Source organism: Sphingomonas sorbitolis, from assembly GCF_036663875.1.
Lineage (GTDB): Bacteria > Pseudomonadota > Alphaproteobacteria > Sphingomonadales > Sphingomonadaceae > Sphingomonas.
In genome coordinates, this window is the sequence record NZ_JAXOJS010000003.1 from 310,807 (window position 1) to 333,364 (window position 22,558).

Genomic DNA, 22,558 nt, shown 5'->3' on the forward strand with positions numbered 1-22,558 from the left:
CCCCGAGTTGGGCTTCGTGTGCGTCACCAAGCGTGATCGGACAAGAGCGGGATCGATCCTCCCCCGCCAGGTGAAGGTGTCGCCGAAGGTGGCGGAGGGGGAGGACACGCAACCCACGTGGCCGCTTACCTCCCCCTCCGTCTGGCGAGTGCCCCCCTGGCGGGGAAGGATCGTGCGGTGGCTGGCCTTGCCCTATTCTCGACACCGGTACAGGCCATCGGAGATGCTCCAGACGACGAGGTCGCCCCTGATGATGCTTCGCTTTCTTCCGTTCTGCGCACTGGCAGCCGCGCTCGTGCCGGCAACCGCGAACGCCGATCCCGCGCCGTTCGACCTGACCGGCCCGAGTCTGCGCGTCGGGGTGACGCATGGCACGACGACCTTGCCGATCGCGCAGGTGCCGAGGCTGGCGACCGGTGACCGCGTGACGATCGCGGCGGATTTACCGACCGGCAAGAGGGACGACGCCGAACGTTATCTGCTGGTCGCGGGGTTCCTGCGCGGCGCGACCGAGCCGCCACCGAAGTCGTGGTTCTTCAAGGCGGAAACGTGGAAGGCGAAGAAGGCCACGCTCGCATTGAAGGTGCCGGACGGCGCGCGCCAGCTGGTGGTGTTCCTGGTTCCCGACAGCGGCGGGTTCGATGCGGTTGTCTCGGCGGTGCGCAAACAGCCTGGTGCGTTTGTGCGTGCGGTACAGGATTTGGATCAGGCGTCGCTCGATCGCGCGCGACTCGATGCGTTTCTCGACGGGATCCATGCGCTCGAACGCACTCGGCCGGAGCGGATCGAGGCGGTATCGCCGCTGCTGTCGCGCAGCCTTGCGGTCAAGCTGAAGGCGGAGTGCCTCGATCTGACGGCCGATCTGCAGGCGTCGTGCCTGACGCAGAACCGCGAGTCGCTGCTGCTCGCGGATGGCCAGAGTTCGACGCTGGCCGATACGCTCGTCGGCGCGCCGACCGATCTGGCGTTGCAACTCAGCGCGACGCCGGCCGGCGGGCTCGGCTATTACAGTCCATATATCGGCGTGGTCCGCGATCTGGCGAAGATCTTCGGTGCGTTCCAGTCGACGCAGTTCCGCTACATCCCGGCGCTGGCGCGGGTCCGCGAAGACCGGATGGCGTTGCTGCTGAACGCGGCGCCGTCGTTCGCGAGCCCGAAATCGGTAATGGTCGTCGCGATGCCGGTGATCGAGACGGGCACGCCGCAGACGCCGACGCTGCAGCGCGCGGAGGCGGATCGGCTGGTCTGCGCGGCGAAGCCCGATCTCGTGCTGCCGGTCGAGGGTGCGCCGTTGATCTATGCGACGAAGTTCGCGCACGACATGAGCTTGCGCGTGACGACGCCCCAGGGGGGCGTGGTCGAGCTGCCGGTGCAGGCCAATGCCGAGCGTGGCGGCTATGTGCTCGATCAGGTCGGCATGCGGACGACCGGGCTGAGCGCGGTGACCGACGCGACGCTGCATGGACGCTGGGGCTTCACGCCATTCGACGGCCCGCGGTTCCGCTTGCAGGTGCCGAGCGCCGGTGGCTGGCAGATGGTCGATACCGACCCTGAGAATTTGGTGGTGGGGCGCGACAACCCGGTGGCGCTGGCGGGGCCGACGCCGAGTTGCGTCGAGGCCGTGACGCTGGTTGGAGCCTCGGGCGAGGTGCCGCTGGCGTGGACGACGAACGGCGACCGGATCGGACTGACACTGCCACTCGGGAAGACAGCGCCGGGGAAATTGACGCTGCTAGTCAAGCAATACGGGATCGAGACGTCAGAGAAGATCGCCCTGACCGCGTTGGCCGAGGCGGGGCGGATCGATGGCCTGACGCTATACGCGGGCGATACGGCGGGGACGCTCGCGGGGTCGCGGCTCGACCTGGTCGCGTCGATGGCGGTCGACGGGGTCGCGTTCAAGCCGGGCGAAGTGATGCGCGCGGACAAGGGCGATCTGCTGGGGCTCACCGCGGATGCGGCGCCGAATTTCGCGGCAGGTCAGACCAAGACCGCGCTCGTCACGCTGACCGATGGGCGCAAGCGGTCGGTGAAGGTCACCGTCGCCGCGGCACGACCCAAGGCGACTCTGATCGCCAAGAGTGTGATTGCACCGCCCTCCCCCGGCCTCGCAGTGACCTTGGCGGGCGACACCGCAATCGCGCAGGATGCCCGGATCACCTTCTCGCTGCGCGCCGAAGGGACCACGCGATTTGCGGCGGGGGACAGCGTCGAGATCGGGGCGGTCGCTGGTGGACCGACGATGACCGTCGCGTCGGGTCGCGGGCTGACCGTACAGGACGAGCGGATCGCGGTGATCTCGGTCGAGCCGGGCAAGGCACTAGGCGTGTCCGCGCATGGGCCGCTGCGGTGGCGGCTGGTGCAGAACGGCGTCGCCGGCGACTGGGTGCCGTTGACGAGCCTGGTGCGGATACCTGCGCTGGCCGGGTTGAATTGTGCGGAGGCTTGTACGCTGGCGGGGGCGGACCTGTTTTTGATCGAGTCGGTGGCAGCGAATGCGGGGTTTGCGGAGGCGGCTCGGGTGCCGGAGGGGTTTACCGGGAGTTCGTTTGCGGTGCCGAAACCGGTTGGGGGAATGCTGTATCTGAAGCTTCGGGATGGTCCGGGGGTTACGGCTACGGTGGCGGTGAAGGGCTAGCGTCCGCCCCTGCGATCCTCCCCCGCCAGGGGGAGGTGGCGCCGAAGGTGACGGAGGGGGAGGACACGGAACATCCGTTTGCGCTTACTTCCCCCTCCGTCTGGCAAGGGCCAGCCACCTCCCCCTGGCGGGGGAGGATCGCGAAGCCTGCGTATTCTTACATCCCGCCACCGACGCTTACGGGATCAACCGATCAGCCCGAAGTTGGTCGAACAGATCGAAGAACGCGTCGTCGGTGGGCTGATATTCTTTGAACCCCAGGCGGCGGCTCTTGCCCATGTCCGTCACCACCTCGATCGGGCGGCCGAGATCGGCGTCGGTGTGCCAGGGCGATGCGAGGCGCGACAGGTCAGCCTCGGCCAAACCTTCGCGCGCCGCGATCTCGCGCCAGATGCCCGCATCGTCCTTCATCTGCTCATCGAGCGTCAGCACGGTACCGTCGAAGGGTGCGGCCTCGATGCCGAACCACTCGGCGATCCGCCCCCACATCCAGCTCCAGCGGAAGACGTCGCCGTTGACGACGTTGAACGCCTCGTTGCGTGCCGCGGAGGTGGTTGCGGCCCAAATCAGGTGGTCCGCGAGCAAAGTCGCGCTGGTCATGTCGGTGAGACCGTTCCACTGCGCCGCCGAGCCTGGAAAGCGGAACGGGCGGCCGGTCTCGCGGCACAGAGTCGCGTAGACCGCGAGCGTGGTGCCCATGTTCATCGCGTTACCGACCGCCTTGCCGATGATCGTGTGCGGGCGGTGGATGCTCCAGCCGAAGCCGTCCCGCTCCGCCGCCTCGAACACGGCGTCTTCCTGCGCATAGTAGAAGTTCTCGACGTCGAGGCGGCCCTGCTCTTCGCGAAACGGGGTCTGCGGGAGCGCGCCCTTGCCGTAGGCCTCGAACGGTCCAAGGTAATGCTTCAGGCCCGTCACCAGTGCGACGTGGTCGACGCTACCCGCTGGCGAGAGCGCGGCGAGCAGGTTGCGGATCATGCCGCCGTTGACCCGGATGTTCTCCGCCTCGCTGTCTTGACGCGACCAGGTGGCGATGAAGACCGCATCGGGCTTGAGGCCAGTGAGTGCTTTTTCGAGGCTAGCAGGATCCTGGAGATCAGCCGCGACCGGCTGCACGCCGTCCTGTTCGGTTGGGCGCCGCGCGAGTCCGTGGACGGTCCAGCCCGACTCCACCAACGCCGCGGCGGTCGCGCTGCCGACGATTCCGCTCGTTCCCACTACCAATGCCGTCCTGGCCATGTGCAATTTCCGTTATTCTTACGATCTGTTCCGATCCCAAACGCGCCGTAATTTGGAAGGGATCCACCTCAGGCCATTTGCGGTGGCGGCGGGCGGGCGATTGTCGCTATGGGGCGCGGATGACCGCATCGGATCTCCAAAGCCTGTTCGTCACCAATCTCGTCCGGTACAATAGCGGTGACCGGCGGCGGTGGAGGCTGATCGTCGGCGACGTGAAGGTCTACAGCCTCGCGACGCACGCGCATTGCAACTGGGCGGTGACGCCGTCGGGCAGCGCGAGCGAGGTCGACGCGGTCGAGCGGCTGGCGGACCGGCTGCGCGAGGATCACCCTATCATTACCGCCGGCTAACGGCAGCATTTCTCAGGAGTAGACCATGGCGAAGCAATATTGGGCGCAGATCATCGAACTCGATGAAGAAATGACCGCCGCTACGATCCCCGGCGCGACCGATCACGAGGATGCGGCGGATTCGCTGGTCGCTGATTTCGTCGGCGCGATGGGCGGCGAGATCACCGAGGGCGCGGTGCGCGTCTGGGTACAGGGCGGGGTCGAGAAGGTCTATGACTGGAAGGCCGACTTCACGATGCCCGACATGGACGAGATGGGCGACGAGGACGAGATGGAGGTCGAGGGCGAGATCGAGCTGACCGAGCGGGTTTGATTTCGAGCGGCGGCTAAATACACGCGCCACCCCGGCGAAGGCCGGGGTCCAATTGGCAAGGTCGGCGGAACCGAGCGCCGCCGTCCATTAGCGACGTTGCCCAATTGGGCCCCGGCCTTCGCCGGAGTGGTTTTAAGGTACGGTTTGTCCTGCCGGGGCGAGTTCGTGCCAGGTGTGGCCGTCGTGCGCGAGCAGCGCATCGGCTGCGGCCGGGCCGAGCGTTCCGGCTTCGTAGGGCTCGGGCGCGCTGGTATCCTGCGCCCACAGGTCGAGAAACGGCTGCACTGCGGCCCAGCCTGCCTCGATCGCATCCGCCCTCTGGAACAGGGTTTGGTCACCCACGAAAAGGTCGTAAATTAGCGACTCGTAGCCGGTCAGGTGGCCGATATCGAACGCGTCGGCGTAGCGGAAATCGAGGGCGATCGGCGCGGTTGCGACTTCGAGCCCGGGGCGTTTGATGTTGATGTCCATGCTCAGCCCCTCGTCGGGCTGGATCTGGATGATCAGGCGGTTGGGCGGCAGCATATCCGCCGCCGCGCCCGGGAACGAGGCGAACGGCACCGGCTTGAAGGTGATCGCGATCTCGGTATCCCGGCACGTCATCGCCTTGCCGGTGCGCAGGTAGAACGGCACGCCCGCCCAGCGCCACGTATCGACCATCAGCTTCAGCGCGACATAAGTCTCCGTCCTGCTGTCGGGCGCCACGTCGGGCGAGGCGGTGTAGGCGGGGACGTCGACCCCCTTCACCTTGCCCGCGGTATATTGCCCGCGGACGCCGTTGCGCTTCGCCTTGCCGGGCGAATAGACCCGGACGGCTTTGAGCACCTTGCCCTTCTCGTTGCGGATCGCCTCGGCATCGAAGCTCGCCGGCGGCTCCATCGCGACCATCGACAGCAACTGGAACAGGTGGTTGGGCACCATGTCGCGGAGTGCGCCGGTGCCGTCGTAGAACTTGCCGCGGGTGCCGACGTCGACCGTCTCGGCGGCGGTGATCTGGACGTGCGCGATGCAGTCCGAATTCCAGACGCGCTCGATCATCATGTTGGCAAACCGCGCGGTCATGATGTTCTGGACGGTTTCCTTGCCGAGGAAATGGTCGATCCGGTAGACCTGCGCCTCCGACACGCGCGCGAGGATGCGCGCGTTGAGATCGCGGGCGGAGGCGAGGTCGTGGCCGAACGGCTTCTCGATCGCGATCCGGCGGAAGCCGTGCGGCGTCTCCGCCATCAGGCCGTGGTCGGCGAGCTTGTCGACGATCGTCCCGAAGAACTTCGCCGGCACCGCAAAGTAGAAGGCGACGTTACCGTTCACCCGCGCCTTGAGCTGCTCGTAGACGCCGTCCTTGGTGAAATCGCCCTGGAGATAGCCGAGCCGGTCCTTGAGCCGCGCCCAGGCGTCGCCCTTCTCGCTATCGCCCTCGCCGCCCTTCGCATCGAAGCTGCCGAGTGCGTCGCGGAGCGACTGGTCGTTACCCTCGTCGATACCGACGCCGAGCACATGGAAATCGTTACCGACCAGCCCCAGGCGGGTCATGTTGATCAGCGCCGGCATCAGCAGGCGGCGGGTCAGATCACCAAAGGCGCCGAAAATCACGAGCGTCGTCGGCGGTGCGGGCTTCACGGACTTGCTCACGAATTCGCCTCGGACATGCATCGACCCTTTCTTCGGTGGTTCCTTCAAACAGCGTAGCGGGCGCCGATGTTCCCGACACCCATTTCCAGGGTGGCATTTCCGGGTGTCATTTCAGGGCAGCGTTTCAGGTGGCAGTGAGGATGTTGTCCCCGAAGGCGCGCGCGTCAACCTCCGCCCAGTCGAGTTCCTCCTGCAGGCGGCGATACACGTCTTCGGCCACCTCGCCCTTGTCGCGCATCTGGTGCAGCACGACCCGCTGGCAGGCGATCATCTCGAGGTGGAGTTCGTCGAATTCGGAGGTCGCCTGCGGATCATCGGCCTCGGCGGTGACCTTGCTCGCCGCGCCGTAGCGAAAGCGCAACGCGTCCGCCGCCTCGCCCGCACGCGCCGGTAGCACTGCGAGCCCGGCGTCAATCAGTCGCTTGCGTGCGGGTGCGATCTCGTCGGCAAGCCCGGTGTCCTCGCCGAGATCAAGGCGGCGGATCAGTGGACCCAGCGTCAGTCCCTGCAGTACGAGCGTGCCGATCACTACGCCGAACGCGGCCAGCACGATCAGGTCACGGCCCGGCACCGACCGTGGCAGCGCGAAGGCGGTGGCCAGCGTCAGCAGGCCACGCATCCCTGACCAGGACAGGATCACCGACGCGTTCCACGGCGGCGGCTTGGGCAACCAGGACGGCGCATAGCGATTGGCGATGCCGCCTTCGACGAAGCGGACGAGAAACACCCAGGCGATCCGCGTCGCCAGCACGGTGGCCAGGACCGCGGCCGCAAAGCCAATCGCGGGCCACCGCTCCGCGCTCGGCAGCCGGATCAGGATGTCACGCGATTGCAGCCCCATCAGTGCGAAGGCGATGATGTTGAGGACGAGGACCGCTGCCGACCAGACCGCGGCGCTCTGCAACCGGTCGCGCGCGGGCTGTTTGATCGGGCGGCGCTGCGACACGATCATGCCAAAGGTGACGACGCCGAGTACCGGCGAAATGTGGAGACGCTCGGCCATCAGCCAGATCCCGAACGTCACGGCGAAATCAGCCAGGCTTGCCCCCAGTGTTCGTGCGAACAGCGGCGTGACGCGAAGATACGCCCACGCCGCCAGCGCACCGAAGACGATCCCGCCCGGCACCGCAGCGGCCAGCGCGAGCGGCGTGACGGGCGTATCCGAATGCGTCGCGAACGCACTGGCTAGCCCGAACAACAGCAGCGCGGTGGCGTCGTTGAGCAGGCTTTCCCCCTGCAGCAGCAGCAGGCCGCGACGGGGAATGCCGACCTCGCCCAGTACCGCTTCGGACGCGGCCGCATCGGGCGGCGCGACGATCGCCCCCAGTGCGAACGCGGCCGCGAGCGGTAGCCCACCGAGCGTCACACCGACCAGCGCGACCGTCGCCGTGGTGACGAGCACCGCGAACACCGCCAGCGACAGGAGTGGGAACCAGAACCGCCGCAGCGCACGCGGACTGGTGTTGTAGGAAGCGTGAAGCAGCGCCGGGGCGATGAACAGCGCGAGCGCCAGATGCGGTTCGACCGCGATCTTCGGCGCGAACGGCAGCATCGCAAAGCCGAGTCCCGCCACGGCGAGCAACGTCGGATACGGGACGTTCAGCTTGCGCGCGAGGACCAGCAGGACCAGCGCGGCGAGCAGGATGATGTCGAGGGATTCGAAGAGTTGCACCGGGGCGCAACGGTCGGCGCCACGCTATGGGCCCGATCGCTAGCCTGGCGACAGGGTCTGAGGCCAACCGCCATTCGCCACTTACGATCCTCCCCCTGACGGGGGAGGATCATTGGGTTAGTTTTGCGGGCGCGGGTCCGGGGACTGGGTCGTCGTTACCCCGCCGCCAAGGGCGCGGTAGAGTTCGACCGAGTTGCTGTCGCGGGTCAGGCGCGCGGCAAGCAGGCTTTGCTGCGCGGTGTAGAGCGAGCGCTGCGAGTCGAGCGTGTTGAGGAACGTGTCGATCCCCGCACGGAACCGCAGTTCCGACAGCTTGAACGCACCTGCCGCATTGTCGCGGAGCGAGGTCTGCGCCTGCAACTGCGCGCCGATCGTGCCGCGGCGGGCAAGCGCATCGGCGACTTCGCGGAAGCCCGTTTGGATGCTCTTCTCATAGGTGGCGACCGCGGCGTCGCGCGTCGCCTGGGCGTAGCGGAGATTGCCCTTGTTGCGGCCGAAGTCGAACAAGGTCTGGCTGACCGATGGCGCGACCGACCAGTTCTGCGATCCGTTGCCGAACAGGTTCGACAGCCCGAGGCTGATGGTACCGAAGGCGGCGGTCAGCGAGATGTTCGGGAAGAACGCCGCGCGCGCTGCGCCGATATTGGCATTGGCGGCGATCAGCTGATGCTCGGCCGATGCGATGTCCGGACGACGTAGCAGCACCTGCGACGGCAGGTTGGCGGGCAGGTTCTCCAGCGTCGGGCTGGTCGTATCGAGCCGGGCCGGCAGCATGTCCGCGGTCAGGGTCGTGCCCGCGAGCAGGTTCAACGCGTTCTGGTCCTGCGCGATCAGCGTGGTCGCGTCGGCGATGTCCGAGCGGGCCTGATCGTAGCTGGTGCTCGCCTGGCGCACTTCGAGTTCGGATGCGATGCCGATCCGGAAGCGGTCCTGCGTCAACTTGACGGTCTGGCCGAACGCACGTTCCGTATCGCGCGCGATCTTTAGGCGATCCTGGTCGGCGGCCATCGTCAGCCACTGCGTTGCAATCTCGGCGATCAGCGACACCTGGGCGGCGTTACGGTTTTCCTCCGCCGCGAAATACTGTTCCTGCTGCGCCTGAGTGAGGTTGCGGACGCGGCCGAACAGGTCGATCTGCCACGCCGATATGCCGACGTTCGCCGAATAGATGTCGGCACGACCGCTCGAGACGACGCTGGACCCGGTCCCGCCAGTCCCGCCGCCGGTGCCGCCTGTGCCGGTACCGCCCGTGCCGGTACCGCCCGTACCAGTACCGCCCGTTCCGGTGCCACCCGTCCCGGTGCCGCCGGTACCCGTACCGCCCGCAAGCCCGCCTCCAACCGCGCCGAACGGCGACTTCTGGTAGGTCGCGCTACCGCTTGCCGCGATCGTCGGGAAGAGGTTCGAGCGCTGGACGCTGTATTGCGCGCGAGCCTGCGCAACGTTGGCGACCGCGACGCGGAGGTCGCGGTTGTTTTCCAGCGCGGTGCGGATCACGCGGCGCAGGCGGTCGTCGGTGAAGAACACCTCCCACGACGTGTCCGCCGGCATGATCGCGCCCGCCGCGTCGGTGGCGGCATAGGCGGGCCCTGAAGGCGTCGCCGCCGGCACGGACAATTCGGGCCGGACGTATTTCGGGGCGAGATTACAGCCGGCGAGCGTGAGCCCGGCGGCGAACGTCAGCGCGGTGCGGCTGGAGATCTTGGTCGAGAACATCTGGATCAGGCCTCCTGCGGCCGCTGGTCGTGGGGCGGATGGCCGCCGTCACGGTTATCGTCACGGTTGCCGTCGTGGTCAGGCACCTGGTCGCGGTCCTGCCCCGAGCCGGCCTTGTCCTGCTTGAAGACGCGCTTCACGAGCAGGAAGAACAGCGGCACGAAGAAGATCGCGAGGACGGTTGCGGACAGCATGCCGCCAACCACCGCCCAGCCGATCGCGTTCTGGCCGCCGGCGCCGGCACCGCTCGATAATGCGAGCGGCAACACGCCGAAGATGAACGCGAACGACGTCATCAGGATCGGGCGAAGGCGAAGCTTCGCCGCCTCGACCGCGGCATCGGCCGCGTTCATCCCGTCGCCCATCTTCTCCTCGGCGAACTCCACGATCAGGATCGCGTTCTTCGCCGCCACGCCGATCGTCGTGATCAGCCCGACCTGGAGGTAGATGTCGTTGTTCAGCCCGAAGATCATCGCCGCGCCGACCGCGCCGAGGACGCCGAGCGGCACCACCAGCAGGACGGCGATCGGGATCGACCAGCTCTCATACAACGCCGCGAGGCAGAGGAACACGATCAGCAACGACAGCGCATAGACCGTGGTCGACTGGCCGCCCGACAGGTTTTCCTCGTAGCTGAGGCCGGTCCACTCATAGCCGATGCCGGGTGGCAGCTTGGCCGCCATCTCCTCCATCGCCTTGATCGCGGTGCCGCTGCTGACGCCCGGCGCCGGCGAACCCATGATCTCGAACGAGGCCACGCCATTATAACGTTCGAGGCGTGACGGGCCGTAGTTCCAACTCGTCGTCGAGAAGGACGAGAACGGTGCCATCGCGTTGCTGGTCGTGCCGCGGACGTAGAAGTTGCCGAGATCGGCAGGCGTCGTGCGGAACGGCGCGTCGGCCTGCACGAACACCTTCTTCACGCGACCGCGGTCGATGAAGTCGTTGATGTACGCGCCACCGAACGCGGTGCTGACGGTGGTGTTGATGTCTTGCTGGCTGAGGCCGAGTGCCCCCGCCTGCGCCTGGTCGACGTTCAGTTTCAGCTGTGGCGCATCCTCCAGGCCGTTCGGACGGACCTGCATCAGGCGCTTGTCCTGGCTGGCCATGCCGAGCAGCATGTTGCGCGCTTCGAGCAGTTTCTCGTGACCGACGCCGGCATTGTCCTTCAGCATGAAGTCGAAGCCGTTGGCGTTGCCCAGTTCCTGCACGGCCGGCGGCACGAAGCCGATCACCATGCCGGCACGGATCCCCGCGAGTGCCTGGTTGGCACGGGCGGCAACCGCGGCGACGCCGTTCTCCTTGCCGCTGCGATCTTCCCAAGGCTTCAGCTGGATGAAGGCGATGCCGACATTCTGGCCCTGGCCGACGAAGCCGAACCCGCTGATCGTGAAGATGCCCGCGGTGTTGGCCTTCTCGTCGATCATGAAGTGATCGCGGACCTTGTCCATCGTCCGGGCGGTCTCCTCCATCGGCGTACCCGACGGCATCGAGACCTGTGCGAACATCACGCCCTGATCTTCCTCGGGGAGGAAGCCCGATGGCAGGCGCACGAAGATGAAGGCCATCGCGACGACGATCACGGCATAGACCAGCATCGTGCGGACCCAGCCCTTCTCGACGCGGCGCAGGCCGTTGCCGTACTTGCCGACGCCCTTGTCGAAGGTGCGGTTGAACCAGCCGAAGAAGCCCTTCTTCTCGCTATGGCCTTCCTTGGCGGGCTTGAGGATCGTCGCGCAGAGCGCGGGCGTGAGGATCAACGCGACCAGCACCGAAAGCGCCATCGACGACACGATGGTGATCGAGAACTGGCGGAAGATCACGCCGGTCGAGCCGCTGAAGAACGCCATCGGCAGGAACACCGCCGACAGCACCAGGCCGATGCCGACCAGCGCGCCGCTGATCTCGTCCATCGACTTCTTGGCGGCTTCCTTCGGGGAGAGCCCTTCCTCTTGGATCAAGCGCTCGACGTTCTCGACGACGACGATCGCGTCATCGACGAGCAAACCGATCGCCAGCACCATGCCGAACAAGGTCAGCGTGTTGATCGTGAACCCCGCGACCTGGAGCACGGCAAGCGAGCCGAGCAACACGACCGGGACCGCGATCGTCGGGATCAGCGTGGCACGGAAATTCTGGAGGAACAGGAACATCACGAGGAAGACGAGGACGATCGCCTCGATCAGCGTGTGGATGACCTGCTCGACCGACAGCCGCACGAACGTCGAATTGTCGATCGGGAAGGCGACCTTGACGTCGGGCGGGAACTGCTTGGCGATCCGGTTGACCTCGGCCTTGACCAGTTTGACGGTGTCGAGCGCGTTGGCGCCCGGTGCCAGCTTCACGCCGAAGCCTGCCGCCTGCTTGCCGTTGTAGCGCGCCTGGAAGCTGTAGTTCTCCGATCCCATCTCGACGCGGGCGACGTCCGACAGGCGCACGGTCGCGCCGCTGGTCGCCGAGCGGACGATGATCGCGCGGAACTGTTCCGGCGTCTGCAGGCGCGACTGCGCGGTCACGGTGGCGTTGAGCGACTGGCCCTTCACCGCGGGCAGACTGCCGACTTGCCCCGCCGAAACCTGTGCGTTCTGCGCGGTCAGTGCGGAGGTGATGTCGGTGACGGTGACGCCGAGGTTCGACATCTTGAACGGGTCGACCCAGATCCGCATCGAATATTGCGCGCCGAACACCTGCGTGTCGCCGACGCCCTTGATGCGGCTGAGTGGATCCTGGAGCTTCGAGGCGATCATGTCGCCGAGATCGACTTGGTCGTGGTCGCCATTCTCGGAATAGGCGGCGATGATGAGCAGGAAGTTGGCGGTCGCCTTGGTCACGCGCAGACCGGCCTGCTGCACTTCCTGCGGCAGGAGCGGCGTCGCCTGTTGCAGCTTGTTCTGCACCTGGACCTGCGCGATGTCGGGATCGGTGCCCTGCTCGAAGGTGAGCGTGATCGCGAGGTTGCCAGAGCCGTCCGAGGTCGAGGCGAAGTAGCGAAGGTTGTCGATGCCCTTCATCTGCTGCTCGATGATCTGCGTCGTCGTGTTCTCGAGCGTCTGTGCGTCGGCGCCCGGATAGGACGTCGCGACCGTCACCTTGGGGGCGGCGATCTCAGGGAACTGCGCGATCGGCAGCGACCGGATTGCGAGGATGCCGGCCAGCATCAGGATGATGGCGATGACCCATGCAAAGATGGGTCGATCGATGAAATAGCGTGACATGGGCGGTTACTTCCCGGCCTGCGCGGAACTGTTGCTGGTCGCACCGGACGCGTCGCCGCCTCCGGGTGCCGCGCCGGGCCCGCCAGCGGGCTTGGCGACCTGCTGCGGGGCGGCAGGCTTGACGGTTGCGCCGGGGCGCAGGTTGAGCAGACCCTCGACGATCAGCTTGTCGCCGGGCTTCAGGCCGCTGGTGACGATCCACTTGTCGCCGATCACGCGATCGGTGGTGACGGTGCGCTGCTCGACCTTGTTCTGCGCGTTGACGACCAGAGCGGTCGCACCGCCGCGCGGATCGCGGGTGATGCCGGCGGTCGGTGCCATGATCGCCTGGCGGCGAGTCCCTTCGACCAGCTTGGCGCGGACGTACATGCCGGGCAGCAACAGGCCGTTGGGATTAGGGAACGTCGCACGCAGCGTCACCGCGCCGGTGGTCTGGTCGACGGTGACTTCGGCGAACTGGAGGCGACCCTCGATCGGATAGGTCGTGCCGTTGGGGAGGATCAGCTGGACGCGCGCGCTGCCGTCGCCGCGGGTCACGCCGCCGCTTGCCATCGCCTGCTTGAGATCGAGCAGCTGCGCCGCGGACTGGACGACGTCGACATACACCGTGTTGGTGCGCTGAATGGTTGCGAGCGGATCGGTCTGGCCGGTCTGGACGAGCGCGCCGACGGTCACCAGCGACCGGCCGATGCGACCGGAGATCGGTGCCTTGATCCGCGTGAAGCCCAGATTGACGCGCGCCGACTGGACTGCCGCCTGCTGCGCTGCAACATTGGCACGAGCCTGTTGTGCGGAGGCCGTGGCGTTATCTGCTTCCTGCTTGCTGACCGCGTTCAACTGCACAAGCTGGCCGTAGCGCTGCGCCTGGAGGCGGGTCGCGTTGATCTGCGACTGGGCCGCGCCAAGCTGGCCCTGCGCGCTGGCGAGCGCCGCGCGGTAGGGGGCGTCCTCGATCGCGTAGAGCACCTGGCCCTTGCTGACCATCGCGCCCTCGGTGAACAGCCGATCGCGGACCACGCCGCTGACCTGCGGACGGACTTCCGAGGTCTCTACGGCAGCGATGCGACCGGGAAGCTCGGAGGTGAGCACGACCGCTTCCTCGCCGACAGTGACGACGCCGACGGTCGGCGTGGGCGGAGGCGGCGGAGCCTGCTCCTTGCCGCAAGCCGACAGCAGGGCGAGCGCGAAGAGCGCCACCGATCCCTTGAGGTTCAATTGCTGCATGTTAAGCATCCCGACGTCCGTGCAGATTAGGTTCACCGGAATGAACGTTCATTCCGCTTGCTTGCCCGCTAGGATTGTGCGAGCGGCCGGTCAACCAAAAAACGCGTCGGGAATATAGTTTTGAGTGCAGTGCAGCATGAGATGGGAAGCCGGGAGCGCATCGTCGCCGCAGCTCGTCATCTGTTTGCGACCCAAGGGTTTCACCAGACGCCGATGTCCGAACTGGCCGTTGCGGCGGGTGTGTCGGTCGGTCAGATCTATCGCCTGTTTACCGGCAAGAACGCCGTGATCCAGGCGATCGTGATGGAAGATGCGGCGGCGAAAATGGCCGAATTGCAGACGATGAACGACTCGGTCAAATCGGAACGATTCTCGATCGAAGAAGGGTTCGTCGAACTGGCACGGCGTGCGTTGTCGAAGGGTGACGAGGCGCTCTCGTTCGAGATCATGGCAGAGGCGCATCGCAATGCCGACGTCGCCGACACGATCGCCGACCTGTGCCGCGATTTCCGGCGGATGATCCGCGAGCTCGCCTGCGTCGCCAACCCGGACTTGCAGGAGAATGAACTGGAAGGCGCCGAGGAGCTGATTCTCGCCTTCATGTTCGGGCTCGGCCACCGGACCCTGTCGCGCCCGCGGCTGTCCGAGGACCAGACGGCGCGGCTGACGGGACGGATGATCCTGGCCGCGGTACGCGCTCTATAGGTGCAACGTTTGCGAGCACGATGATCGCTCCTACATAGCCCCTGCCCCCGACCGATGCGGGGCGGACCACGGCTAGGAAGCGACATGACCAGAACCGTCCTCATCACCGGCGCGACCTCGGGAATCGGCGAGGCCGCCGCGCACGCGTTCGCGAAGGCTGGCTGGCGCGTGATTGCGACCGGGCGCCGTGCCGAACGGCTGGAGGCGCTGGTCGCCGCCCTCGGCGCAGACATGGTCCATCCGGCAGTCTTCGACGTGTGCGACGAACACGCGCGTGATGCCGCACTCGACGCGCTGCCCGACGCATTTCGCGACATCGACCTGCTGATCAACAACGCCGGACTGGCGCTGGGGACGAAGCCCGCGGATCAGGCGGACGTCGACCAGTGGAAGACGATGATCGCAACCAACGTCACCGCGCTCGTATCGCTCACGCACAAGATGTTGCCGGGGCTGATCGCGCGGAAGGGTGCGGTGATCAACATCTCGTCGGTGGCGGCAACCTATCCGTATACGGGTGGCAATGTGTACGGCGGCACCAAGGCGTTCGTCGAACAATTCTCGCTCGGGCTTCGATCCGATCTCCATGGCAAGGGCGTGCGCGTCACATCGATCGAGCCGGGCATGATCGAAACCGAATTCACGCTCGTCCGCACCGCCGGCGACCAGGCCGCCTCGGACACGCTGTATGGCGGCGCCGATCCGATGACCGGAGGCGACCTTGCCGCGACGCTGTTGTGGATCGCCGAACTGCCGCCGCATCTGAACATCAACCGGCTCGAGATCATGCCGGTGAGCCAGTCGTTTGCAGGGTTTCAGGTGGCGCGAAATAGCTGAGGGACAGCGCCCCTCGTCGAACGCCGCGAGCTATGAGCTTTTTACAATCGCTGGCGTGCAGCGCTGAGAGCTCGCCGCCCATCGCGTTGGGATCATTGGGCTTTTGAGGTAGGTGTCGATCACGATACGCGATCGATCGACGACGCGAACTATCACTTAACCATGCCGCCCGTATGCAGCGTCATGACCCACCGCCCTACCTCCGCGACAGATAGACCTCAAAATGGATCTATTCCGACCGGGCCTGAGCGATCGTCGGACGGCGTGCCATCCGCACTCGCCATCTTGGACATGCTGCCGGGGCTGGTCGCGTATTTCGATCGGGACCTGACCTATCGCTACGCCAACGCGACCTACGCAGCGTGGCGCGGGATCGCGCCCGACCAGATCGTTGGACGGCATTGTCGCGAGATCGTCGGCGAGGGTAACTTTCCGACCGTGCTGCCGCGGTTGACCGAAGCATTGGCCGGCGCACCCGTGACGTACGAATATACGCTGTTCGATGGGGGCGACGCGCGCCGCGTCCAGGGAAGCTACGTCCCCGATGTCGATGCCGATGGGGTCATCCGTGGTGTCGTCGTGCTGGTGACCGATATCAGCGTCCGGCGCGATCTCGAGGCCCGCATCGCCGAGAAGGAGATCATGTTCAACGATGCGTTCGAGCATGCCCCTGTCGGCATGGCGGTCACCAATGCCGATGGGCGGATGGAACGCGTAAACGCTGCGTTCGCCGCCATGCTCGGGCTAACGGTCGTCCAGCTTGCGGGTCTCGATTTCCGGACGATCACGCATCCCGACGATCAGGAGGCCGACGCACGGCTGTTCGCCGAGGTCGTGGCAGGCGGGCGGGACGACTACACGCTCGAAAAGCGCTATATTCACAAGAACGGCGAACCGGTCCATGCGTCGCTCGCGGTATCGGCCGTCCGCGCGCCCGACGGCGCGCTGATCCGGGTAATCGCGCATATCCAGGACGTCACCGAGCGACGGCGCGCCGATCGCGCGCTCCAAGAGATCAACGCGCGGATGACGCTGGCCATGGAGGCGGTACGCGGCGGCTTCTGGCACATCGATGTGGAAACCAAACGGTTCGAAACCTCCCCGAGTTTCTCGCGCTTCGTGCGTGGACCGGAAAGGTCAGGGCCGATCGACCTCGATACGTATGGCGACTATATCGCGCCTGCCAACCGCGATGCGGCGTCGGTCCAGACCTTGCTCGACGGTGAGATCGACAACGCCTCCGTCGAATATGAATTGTCGACGATCAATGGCCCGCGCTGGATGCGGTGCGATCGCAAGCTGCTTCGGGCCGCCGATGGCAGTCCGTTGCGGATCGTCGGCGTGACGATCGACATCTCCGAAGATCGGGAACGCCAGTTGCGCGCGGTCGTCGCCGCGGAAACGGACCCGTTGACGGGATTGCTCAATCGCCGCGGTCTCGATCAGCGCCTCGCGCAGACCAGTCCCGGCGTGGCGGTCGGCATCATCGCGATCGACCTGGACCGGTTCAAGGCGATCAACGATCGCTTTGGGCATAGTGTCGGCGATACGGTTCTGGTCGAGGTTGCGAGGCGTCTGCGCAGGGCCGTCCGCGCCAGCGACCATCTCGCGCGTCTGGGGGGCGACGAGTTTGCCGTCCTGTTGCCCGACGCCGACGACGCCCGGCTGTCCGTCGTCGCCAATCGTATCGAACGCGCATTGTGCGAGCGGATGACCAGCGACGGCATCACGCTTCCGGTCGGAGGCAGTGTCGGGGCGGTGCTTATGGATGGCTCGACGACAAGCTCCGCCGTGCAGAACTTCGCTGCAGCCTGGGGACGCGCCGATGCGGCGCTATACGCAGCAAAACGTGATCGCACCGCGCGCAGTATCCGCCTGGTCTAACTTATGTTATACGCATGGTGACTAATATTCACATTCACTTAAGTCATATTTGACAGAGTGTTGCCATGACTGAACTGGTAAACGAAGCGGCGCGGCTCGACGCTCTCAGGCAGCTCGATATCCTCGACAGCCCTCCCAGCGAGAGTTTCGACCGTATCACGCGGATGGCGAGCCAGATTTTCGGGCTGCCCGTCTCTGCCATCTCGTTGACGGACGACGATCGCCAGTGGTTCAAATCCCGGGTCGGTATCGAGCACACCGAACTCAGTCGCGACCGTGCACCGTGTGCAGAGGTCGCCGAGACCACCAAGCCTCTCGTCATCCCCGATTTGCTCGATCATCCGTTCTATGCCTCGAGCCAACTCGCCAGTTCGGGCACCCGGTTCTACGCCGGGGCGCCCCTCACGACTCGCGATGGCTATGGTTTGGGCTCGTTGTGCGTGCTCGGCTCGGAACCGCGGACCGCAACCACCGCCGAGATGGGAGCGCTGCGCGATCTTGCGGCGATGGCGATGGCGCAGATCGAGCTGCAACATGCATTTGGCCGGATCGATCCGATCAGCGGGTTGCCGAACCGCCAGCAGTTTCTCGACGATCTCGCCGACCTGACGCGCGATCACTGCGGCGAGCGCCGCCTGCTGGTGATGCTCGATCTGGCGAGGACCGATCAGATCGACAACATGACCCGCGTGCTCGGCTCCGAACATGTCGTTGAAATGGTCAAGACCGCCGCACTGCAACTCCGCGACGCATTGCCTGCAAACCGTCGCGCGTACCATGTCGCAGCGACGCAGTTCGTGTTCTTCGCCGAACCCGATGTCGATGATGCCGCCTATGTCACGCTGCTGACGGACAAGGTCGCGGAGTGCAGCGTGAAATCGTCACTGCGTTTTGCCACCACCGGCGCGGTGGGCGTTGCGCCGATCACGCTCGGCATGGTCGAACCGACCGACGTCCTGCGGTTCGCGCACGGTGCCGCGCAGGATGCGCGGGCTCAGGAGGCTACCGTCTGCTTCTTCTCGTCAGCGAACGACACCGCGCATCGCCGTCGCTACGAACTGCTGCGCGACTTCGAGGCGGCGTTGGCGAGCGAGGATCAGTTGAGCCTGGTGTATCAACCCCGGGTCGACCTGGTGTCCCGCCAATGCCTTGGTGCCGAAGTGCTGTTGCGCTGGACGCATCCGGTACTGGGCGACGTGTCGCCCGCCGAGTTCATCCCGTTGATCGAACAGACCTGGCACGCCAAACCGCTGACTCACTGGGTCGTCGATCGGGCGCTGGAACAACTCGGTCGCTGGATTGCCGAAGGCTTTACAGGTAATTTGTCGATCAATCTGTCGGCGAACAATCTCGAGGAACCCGATTTCGCCGCGCGGGTCCAGCTGCTGCTGCTCAAGCACCGGATCCGTGCCGAGCGGATCGAACTCGAGGTTACCGAAAGCGCGATCATGCGGAACGTCGCGCAGGCCCGCGAACAGCTTGCCGCCCTCCGGGACGCCGGGGTGCGCCTGGCGATCGACGATTTCGGTACCGGCTACAGCAGTCTCGCCTATCTTCAGCAATTGCCCGTCGACGTCGTCAAGATCGACCAGAGCTTCATGCGCGATCTCGATGCGACCATCAGCGGCGGCGACGAACAGACGCTCGTCCGAACGATGATCCGATTATCGCACGAACTCGGCTACCGCGTGGTTGCCGAAGGCGTCGAGACCGAGGGCGTCGCGGCCTGCCTCTCGACGATGGAGTGCGACGAGGCGCAAGGGTTCCTGTTCGCGCGACCGATGCCGGCAGAGCCGTTCCGCGCATGGTGCATCGCGCATCCGGGGGATCCGGCGACAACGCCCCGCGCCGCCGCCTGAGTCTCGCGGCCGATTCGATACCCTGGTCAGGCGCCGCTGACGTCGGCGATGAACAGATAGCCCTTCCCGCGGACCGTACGGATGATCTCGGTCCGGTCGAAGGCCGCCAACTTGCGGCGTAGACGGCTGATGTTGACGTCGATCGTGCGATCCTTCGACGACGTATCGGCACGCCCCGACAGCGCGATCATGTCCTCGCGCGTGTGGACCGCATGGGGATGCGTGACAAAGGCATCCATCATCTGGAACTCACCCTCGGTCAGCGAGACGATCTCGCCGCCGGGCGCCTGCAACGACCGCATCCGACAGTTGAGCGTCCAGCCCGCAAACCGATAGGTCGTGTGGAATCGCGGCGTGTCACCCGCCTCGACCATGCCACCGATGTCCGTACCGAGAGGCACCGTCCGATTGCGCCGTCGCAGCACCGATCGGATCCGCGCGAGAATTTCGCGCGGAGTCGATGGCTTCGTCACGTAATCGTCCGCGCCCATCTCCAGGGCGACCACGCGGTCGACCTCGCTCGACAAGGCCGACAGCATGATGACCCCGGGCGGATCGTCGGACTGGGCAAGCCCGCGCAGGACGGACAGGCCATCCTCGCCAGGCATCATCATGTCGAGGATAACGAGATCGCAGGGCCGCTGAACGAGACGGGCGCGCAACGCCGCCCCGCTCGACACCGCCTCGACGCCCAACCCATTATCGACGAGGAACTCGGTGAGAAGCTCGCGAAGACCGGGGTCGTCGTCAACGATGATGACCCGGGCCGACTGGTAGCCGGCATCGTCCGCGGGCTCGTGGGTCGCGTCGTCCTGCCACGCGGCGATGTGCGGCGGGCGGGCGGATACGGGTTCGTAATGTTGGGAAACGTTCATCGCCGGCGACTTTCGGGGAGAGGGAGACGGTGAGCCATGCGTCCTGCCCTGCACCCGGTGTTTGTCCGGGATGTTTCCCGATGTGACACCGCCCGCCCCGCTTTGAAACACTGGAGGGCTGGCGTTATCCTAACCTATGTTACTGCAACGAAAAGATGTGGGACGACGCGCTTTGGCGCATGCAGAAATATCGCGAACACACGCGCTCGCTAGGATCGCCGCATGATGCCGAACCCCGCCCCCGAATCGCTCGCCCCGGCCCCTGACGGCGTGGTGCCGAAGCCGACGCTGCTGGTGGTCGACGACGATCACATGATCCGCACGCTGCTGGCGCAAAGCCTCGGCATGCATGGCTATAACGTCGAGACCGCGACGAGCGCGCAGGAGATGGACAGCGTGCTGGCGCGCCAGTCGGTATCGCTGATCCTGCTCGATGTGATGATGCCCGGCGAGGACGGCCTGTCGGTCTGCCGTCGCCTGGCGCGTGCGGCCGGGCCGCCGGTGGTGATGCTGAGCGCGCTGGGCGCGGAGCCCGACCGTATCCTGGGGCTCGAGATCGGCGCCAGCCACTATCTCACCAAGCCGTGCAGCCCGCGCGAAATCCTCGCGACGGTCCGCGCGGCGTTGCGCGCCCGCGAAATCCAGGACGCCAGCGAGGGGCGGTCCTACGGTTTCCTCGGGTGGCGCGTCGATTTTGCCGCGCACGAACTGTTCGATGCGGAAAATACGCTGATCGATCTTACGGATGGCGAGTTTGCGGTGCTGCGTGCGTTTGTCGAGCGGCCCCGCCGCGTTTTGGCGCGCGACGCGCTGCTGGAGGCGGCACGCGGGCCCGATACCGATGCCTTCGACCGCGCGATCGACGTCCAGGTCAGCCGCCTGCGCCGCAAGCTCCGCTCCCGCGGTGACGACATCATCCGGACGATCCGCAACGAAGGGTATTTCTTCGTGCCACGCGTGGTCCGGCTGTGAACCAAGCCGTGGACGCTCCCCGAAAGCCGATCGGCAACGATACCGGCCGGGACGCCGTGCCCGCGCGCAATCTGCAACGATCCTGGCCGCTGTTCCTGCGAATCTTCGCGCTCATGCTGATCACCGTGCTGCTGGTCCAGGTGCTGAACTTCGCCACGCTGCTGTTGATGCCGCCGCCGACGCCGATCATCTTCACCACCACCCGGATCGCGGCGTTCGCCCGCACCGGCGTCGACCCCGCCAAGCTGCTGAAGACCGAGATTGCGACCCGCGCGCCCAACCCGACCGACAGTCCGCGCGACCGACGGCTGGGCGCGATCATCGCCACCGATCTCGGCCTGCCCGCGACCGCGGTCGTCGTCGAGGCGGAGCGGTCCGGACGTCCGATGTTCGCGGATGCGCTGCGCCCGCCGATACCGATGGGACCGCCGATCGGACCCCGTCGGCATCATAATTTCGCCGCGCTGGAGAATGCGCTCTTCGGTCCGTTCGTCGTTTCGATCGACGTCGGTGGCGGCAGATGGCGCGTGATCCGCCCGACCAGCGCGATCATGGGCCCGTGGCGAATCCGCATCATCCTGTGGTTTCTGGTCGCGCTGGCCGTCGTTGCACCGATCGCCTGGGCGCTTGCCCGACGCGTGGTCAAGCCGATCGGCCAATTCACGGCAGCGGTCGAACGACTGGGCCGCGATCCGCGCGCAGAACCGTTAACGCTGATCGGCCCGCCCGAGATCGCCGAGGCGGCAATCGCCTTCAACGTGATGCAGGAGCGGCTCAATCGCTACGTCGAGGATCGCACGACGCTGATCGCCGCGGTCGCGCACGACTTGCGAACGCCGTTGATGCGGCTTTCGTTACGGCTCGAAAAGGCGCCGGAGGACATCCGCATCGCCACCGAGGACGACATTCAGGAGATGAGCCATCGGATCGGTGCGGCGATGGCGTTCGTGCGCGACATGACACGGCATGTTCGTCGCCAACGCCTGGATCTGCGATCGCTGGCGGAGAGCGTCACCGACGAGTTCGCGGACCGCGGCGACGACGTCGTGCTCCAGATCGGCGATCCCCTGACGATCGAAGGCGATGCCCCCTCGCTGAAGGCGTTGATCGGCAACCTGGTCGGCAATGCGATCAAATACGCCGGTCATGCCGAGGTGCTGCTGTACCGCGACCGCGACACGGTGGTCATCGAAGTGCAGGACCGCGGCCCCGGCATGCAGCCCGACGACCTGATCCGTGCATTCGAACCGTTCTTCCGCGCCGAACAATCGCGCAACCGCGATACCGGCGGGATCGGACTGGGTCTGGCCAGCGTCCGCGCGGTGGCACGTGCGCATGGCGGCGATGCGACACTCGATATGCGCCCCGAAGGCGGGTTGCGGGCTCGCATCACGCTACCAGGCTGACCGTTTTTGTCCGTCGACATG

The 22,558-nt window shown here is 66.0% G+C and carries 16 protein-coding genes; 9 read left to right on the top strand and 7 right to left on the bottom strand.

Annotated features, from left to right (window positions below):
• Nucleotides 1-253: 253 nt before the first annotated feature.
• A complete protein-coding gene (locus U1763_RS10775) occupies nucleotides 254-2,638 on the top strand; it encodes a hypothetical protein (RefSeq protein ID WP_332755223.1) in 2,385 nt (794 codons plus the stop codon).
• A 177-nt stretch (nucleotides 2,639-2,815) separates the two neighbouring features.
• On the opposite strand, the gene U1763_RS10780 is transcribed toward U1763_RS10775, so the two are convergent.
• Entirely contained in the window at nucleotides 2,816-3,877 is a 1,062-nt protein-coding gene (locus U1763_RS10780; RefSeq protein ID WP_332755224.1) for an SDR family oxidoreductase, read from the bottom strand.
• Nucleotides 3,878-3,996: 119 nt separating this feature from the next.
• Between U1763_RS10780 and U1763_RS10785 the strand changes: the two genes are divergently transcribed.
• Together U1763_RS10785 and U1763_RS10790 are read left to right on the top strand one after the other, a co-directional pair.
• Nucleotides 3,997-4,227, top strand: coding sequence for a hypothetical protein (locus tag U1763_RS10785; protein ID WP_056047557.1), 231 nt, complete (start codon nucleotides 3,997-3,999; stop codon nucleotides 4,225-4,227).
• Nucleotides 4,228-4,252: 25 nt separating this feature from the next.
• On the top strand, nucleotides 4,253-4,540 hold the full coding sequence (locus U1763_RS10790) for a hypothetical protein (protein WP_131585933.1): 288 nt from the start codon (nucleotides 4,253-4,255) through the stop codon (nucleotides 4,538-4,540).
• Nucleotides 4,541-4,672: 132 nt separating this feature from the next.
• Here the strand turns inward: U1763_RS10790 and zwf are convergent, their stop codons facing one another.
• The 5 genes from zwf to U1763_RS10815 all read right to left on the bottom strand — a co-directional run bounded on the left by zwf (nucleotide 4,673) and on the right by U1763_RS10815 (nucleotide 13,999).
• Nucleotides 4,673-6,172: a glucose-6-phosphate dehydrogenase gene (gene zwf, locus U1763_RS10795; RefSeq protein WP_332755225.1), complete on the bottom strand. Its 1,500-nt coding sequence runs from the start codon at nucleotides 6,170-6,172 to the stop codon at nucleotides 4,673-4,675.
• Nucleotides 6,173-6,296: 124 nt separating this feature from the next.
• Nucleotides 6,297-7,844: a cation:proton antiporter gene (locus U1763_RS10800; protein ID WP_132897753.1), complete on the bottom strand. Its 1,548-nt coding sequence runs from the start codon at nucleotides 7,842-7,844 to the stop codon at nucleotides 6,297-6,299.
• A 117-nt stretch (nucleotides 7,845-7,961) separates the two neighbouring features.
• The gene (locus U1763_RS10805) at nucleotides 7,962-9,560 is read right to left on the bottom strand and encodes an efflux transporter outer membrane subunit (protein ID WP_132897752.1); all 1,599 of its coding nucleotides are present in this window, start codon (nucleotides 9,558-9,560) and stop codon (nucleotides 7,962-7,964) included.
• 5 nt (nucleotides 9,561-9,565) lie between these two features.
• Nucleotides 9,566-12,775, bottom strand: a complete 3,210-nt coding sequence (locus U1763_RS10810; protein ID WP_332755226.1) for an efflux RND transporter permease subunit — start codon at nucleotides 12,773-12,775, stop codon at nucleotides 9,566-9,568.
• A gap of 6 nt (nucleotides 12,776-12,781) precedes the next feature.
• Nucleotides 12,782-13,999 (bottom strand): efflux RND transporter periplasmic adaptor subunit, encoded by a 1,218-nt coding sequence (locus tag U1763_RS10815; RefSeq protein WP_332755227.1) that lies wholly within the window; start codon nucleotides 13,997-13,999, stop codon nucleotides 12,782-12,784.
• A 129-nt stretch (nucleotides 14,000-14,128) separates the two neighbouring features.
• On the opposite strand from U1763_RS10815, the gene U1763_RS10820 reads away from it, so the two are divergent.
• The 4 genes from U1763_RS10820 (at nucleotide 14,129) to U1763_RS10835 (ending at nucleotide 19,284) form a co-directional block, all read left to right on the top strand.
• Nucleotides 14,129-14,704: a TetR/AcrR family transcriptional regulator gene (locus U1763_RS10820; RefSeq protein WP_332755409.1), complete on the top strand. Its 576-nt coding sequence runs from the start codon at nucleotides 14,129-14,131 to the stop codon at nucleotides 14,702-14,704.
• A gap of 84 nt (nucleotides 14,705-14,788) precedes the next feature.
• Nucleotides 14,789-15,541 carry an SDR family NAD(P)-dependent oxidoreductase gene (locus U1763_RS10825; protein WP_332755228.1) on the top strand — a complete coding sequence of 251 codons (753 nt, stop codon included), beginning with the start codon at nucleotides 14,789-14,791 and terminating at the stop codon, nucleotides 15,539-15,541.
• A 264-nt stretch (nucleotides 15,542-15,805) separates the two neighbouring features.
• Nucleotides 15,806-17,425 (top strand): GGDEF and EAL domain-containing protein, encoded by a 1,620-nt coding sequence (locus U1763_RS10830; protein ID WP_332755229.1) that lies wholly within the window; start codon nucleotides 15,806-15,808, stop codon nucleotides 17,423-17,425.
• A 65-nt stretch (nucleotides 17,426-17,490) separates the two neighbouring features.
• Entirely contained in the window at nucleotides 17,491-19,284 is a 1,794-nt protein-coding gene (locus U1763_RS10835; protein WP_332755230.1) for a sensor domain-containing phosphodiesterase, read from the top strand.
• A gap of 26 nt (nucleotides 19,285-19,310) precedes the next feature.
• Here the strand turns inward: U1763_RS10835 and U1763_RS10840 are convergent, their stop codons facing one another.
• Nucleotides 19,311-20,159, bottom strand: coding sequence for a response regulator (locus U1763_RS10840; protein WP_332755231.1), 849 nt, complete (start codon nucleotides 20,157-20,159; stop codon nucleotides 19,311-19,313).
• Nucleotides 20,160-20,384: 225 nt separating this feature from the next.
• Between U1763_RS10840 and U1763_RS10845 the strand changes: the two genes are divergently transcribed.
• Complete coding sequence (locus U1763_RS10845) at nucleotides 20,385-21,131, top strand: response regulator (protein WP_207901247.1); 747 nt, start codon at nucleotides 20,385-20,387, stop codon at nucleotides 21,129-21,131.
• An 8-nt stretch (nucleotides 21,132-21,139) separates the two neighbouring features.
• A complete protein-coding gene (locus tag U1763_RS10850) occupies nucleotides 21,140-22,537 on the top strand; it encodes a sensor histidine kinase (RefSeq protein ID WP_243643338.1) in 1,398 nt (465 codons plus the stop codon).
• Nucleotides 22,538-22,558 lie beyond the last annotated feature (21 nt).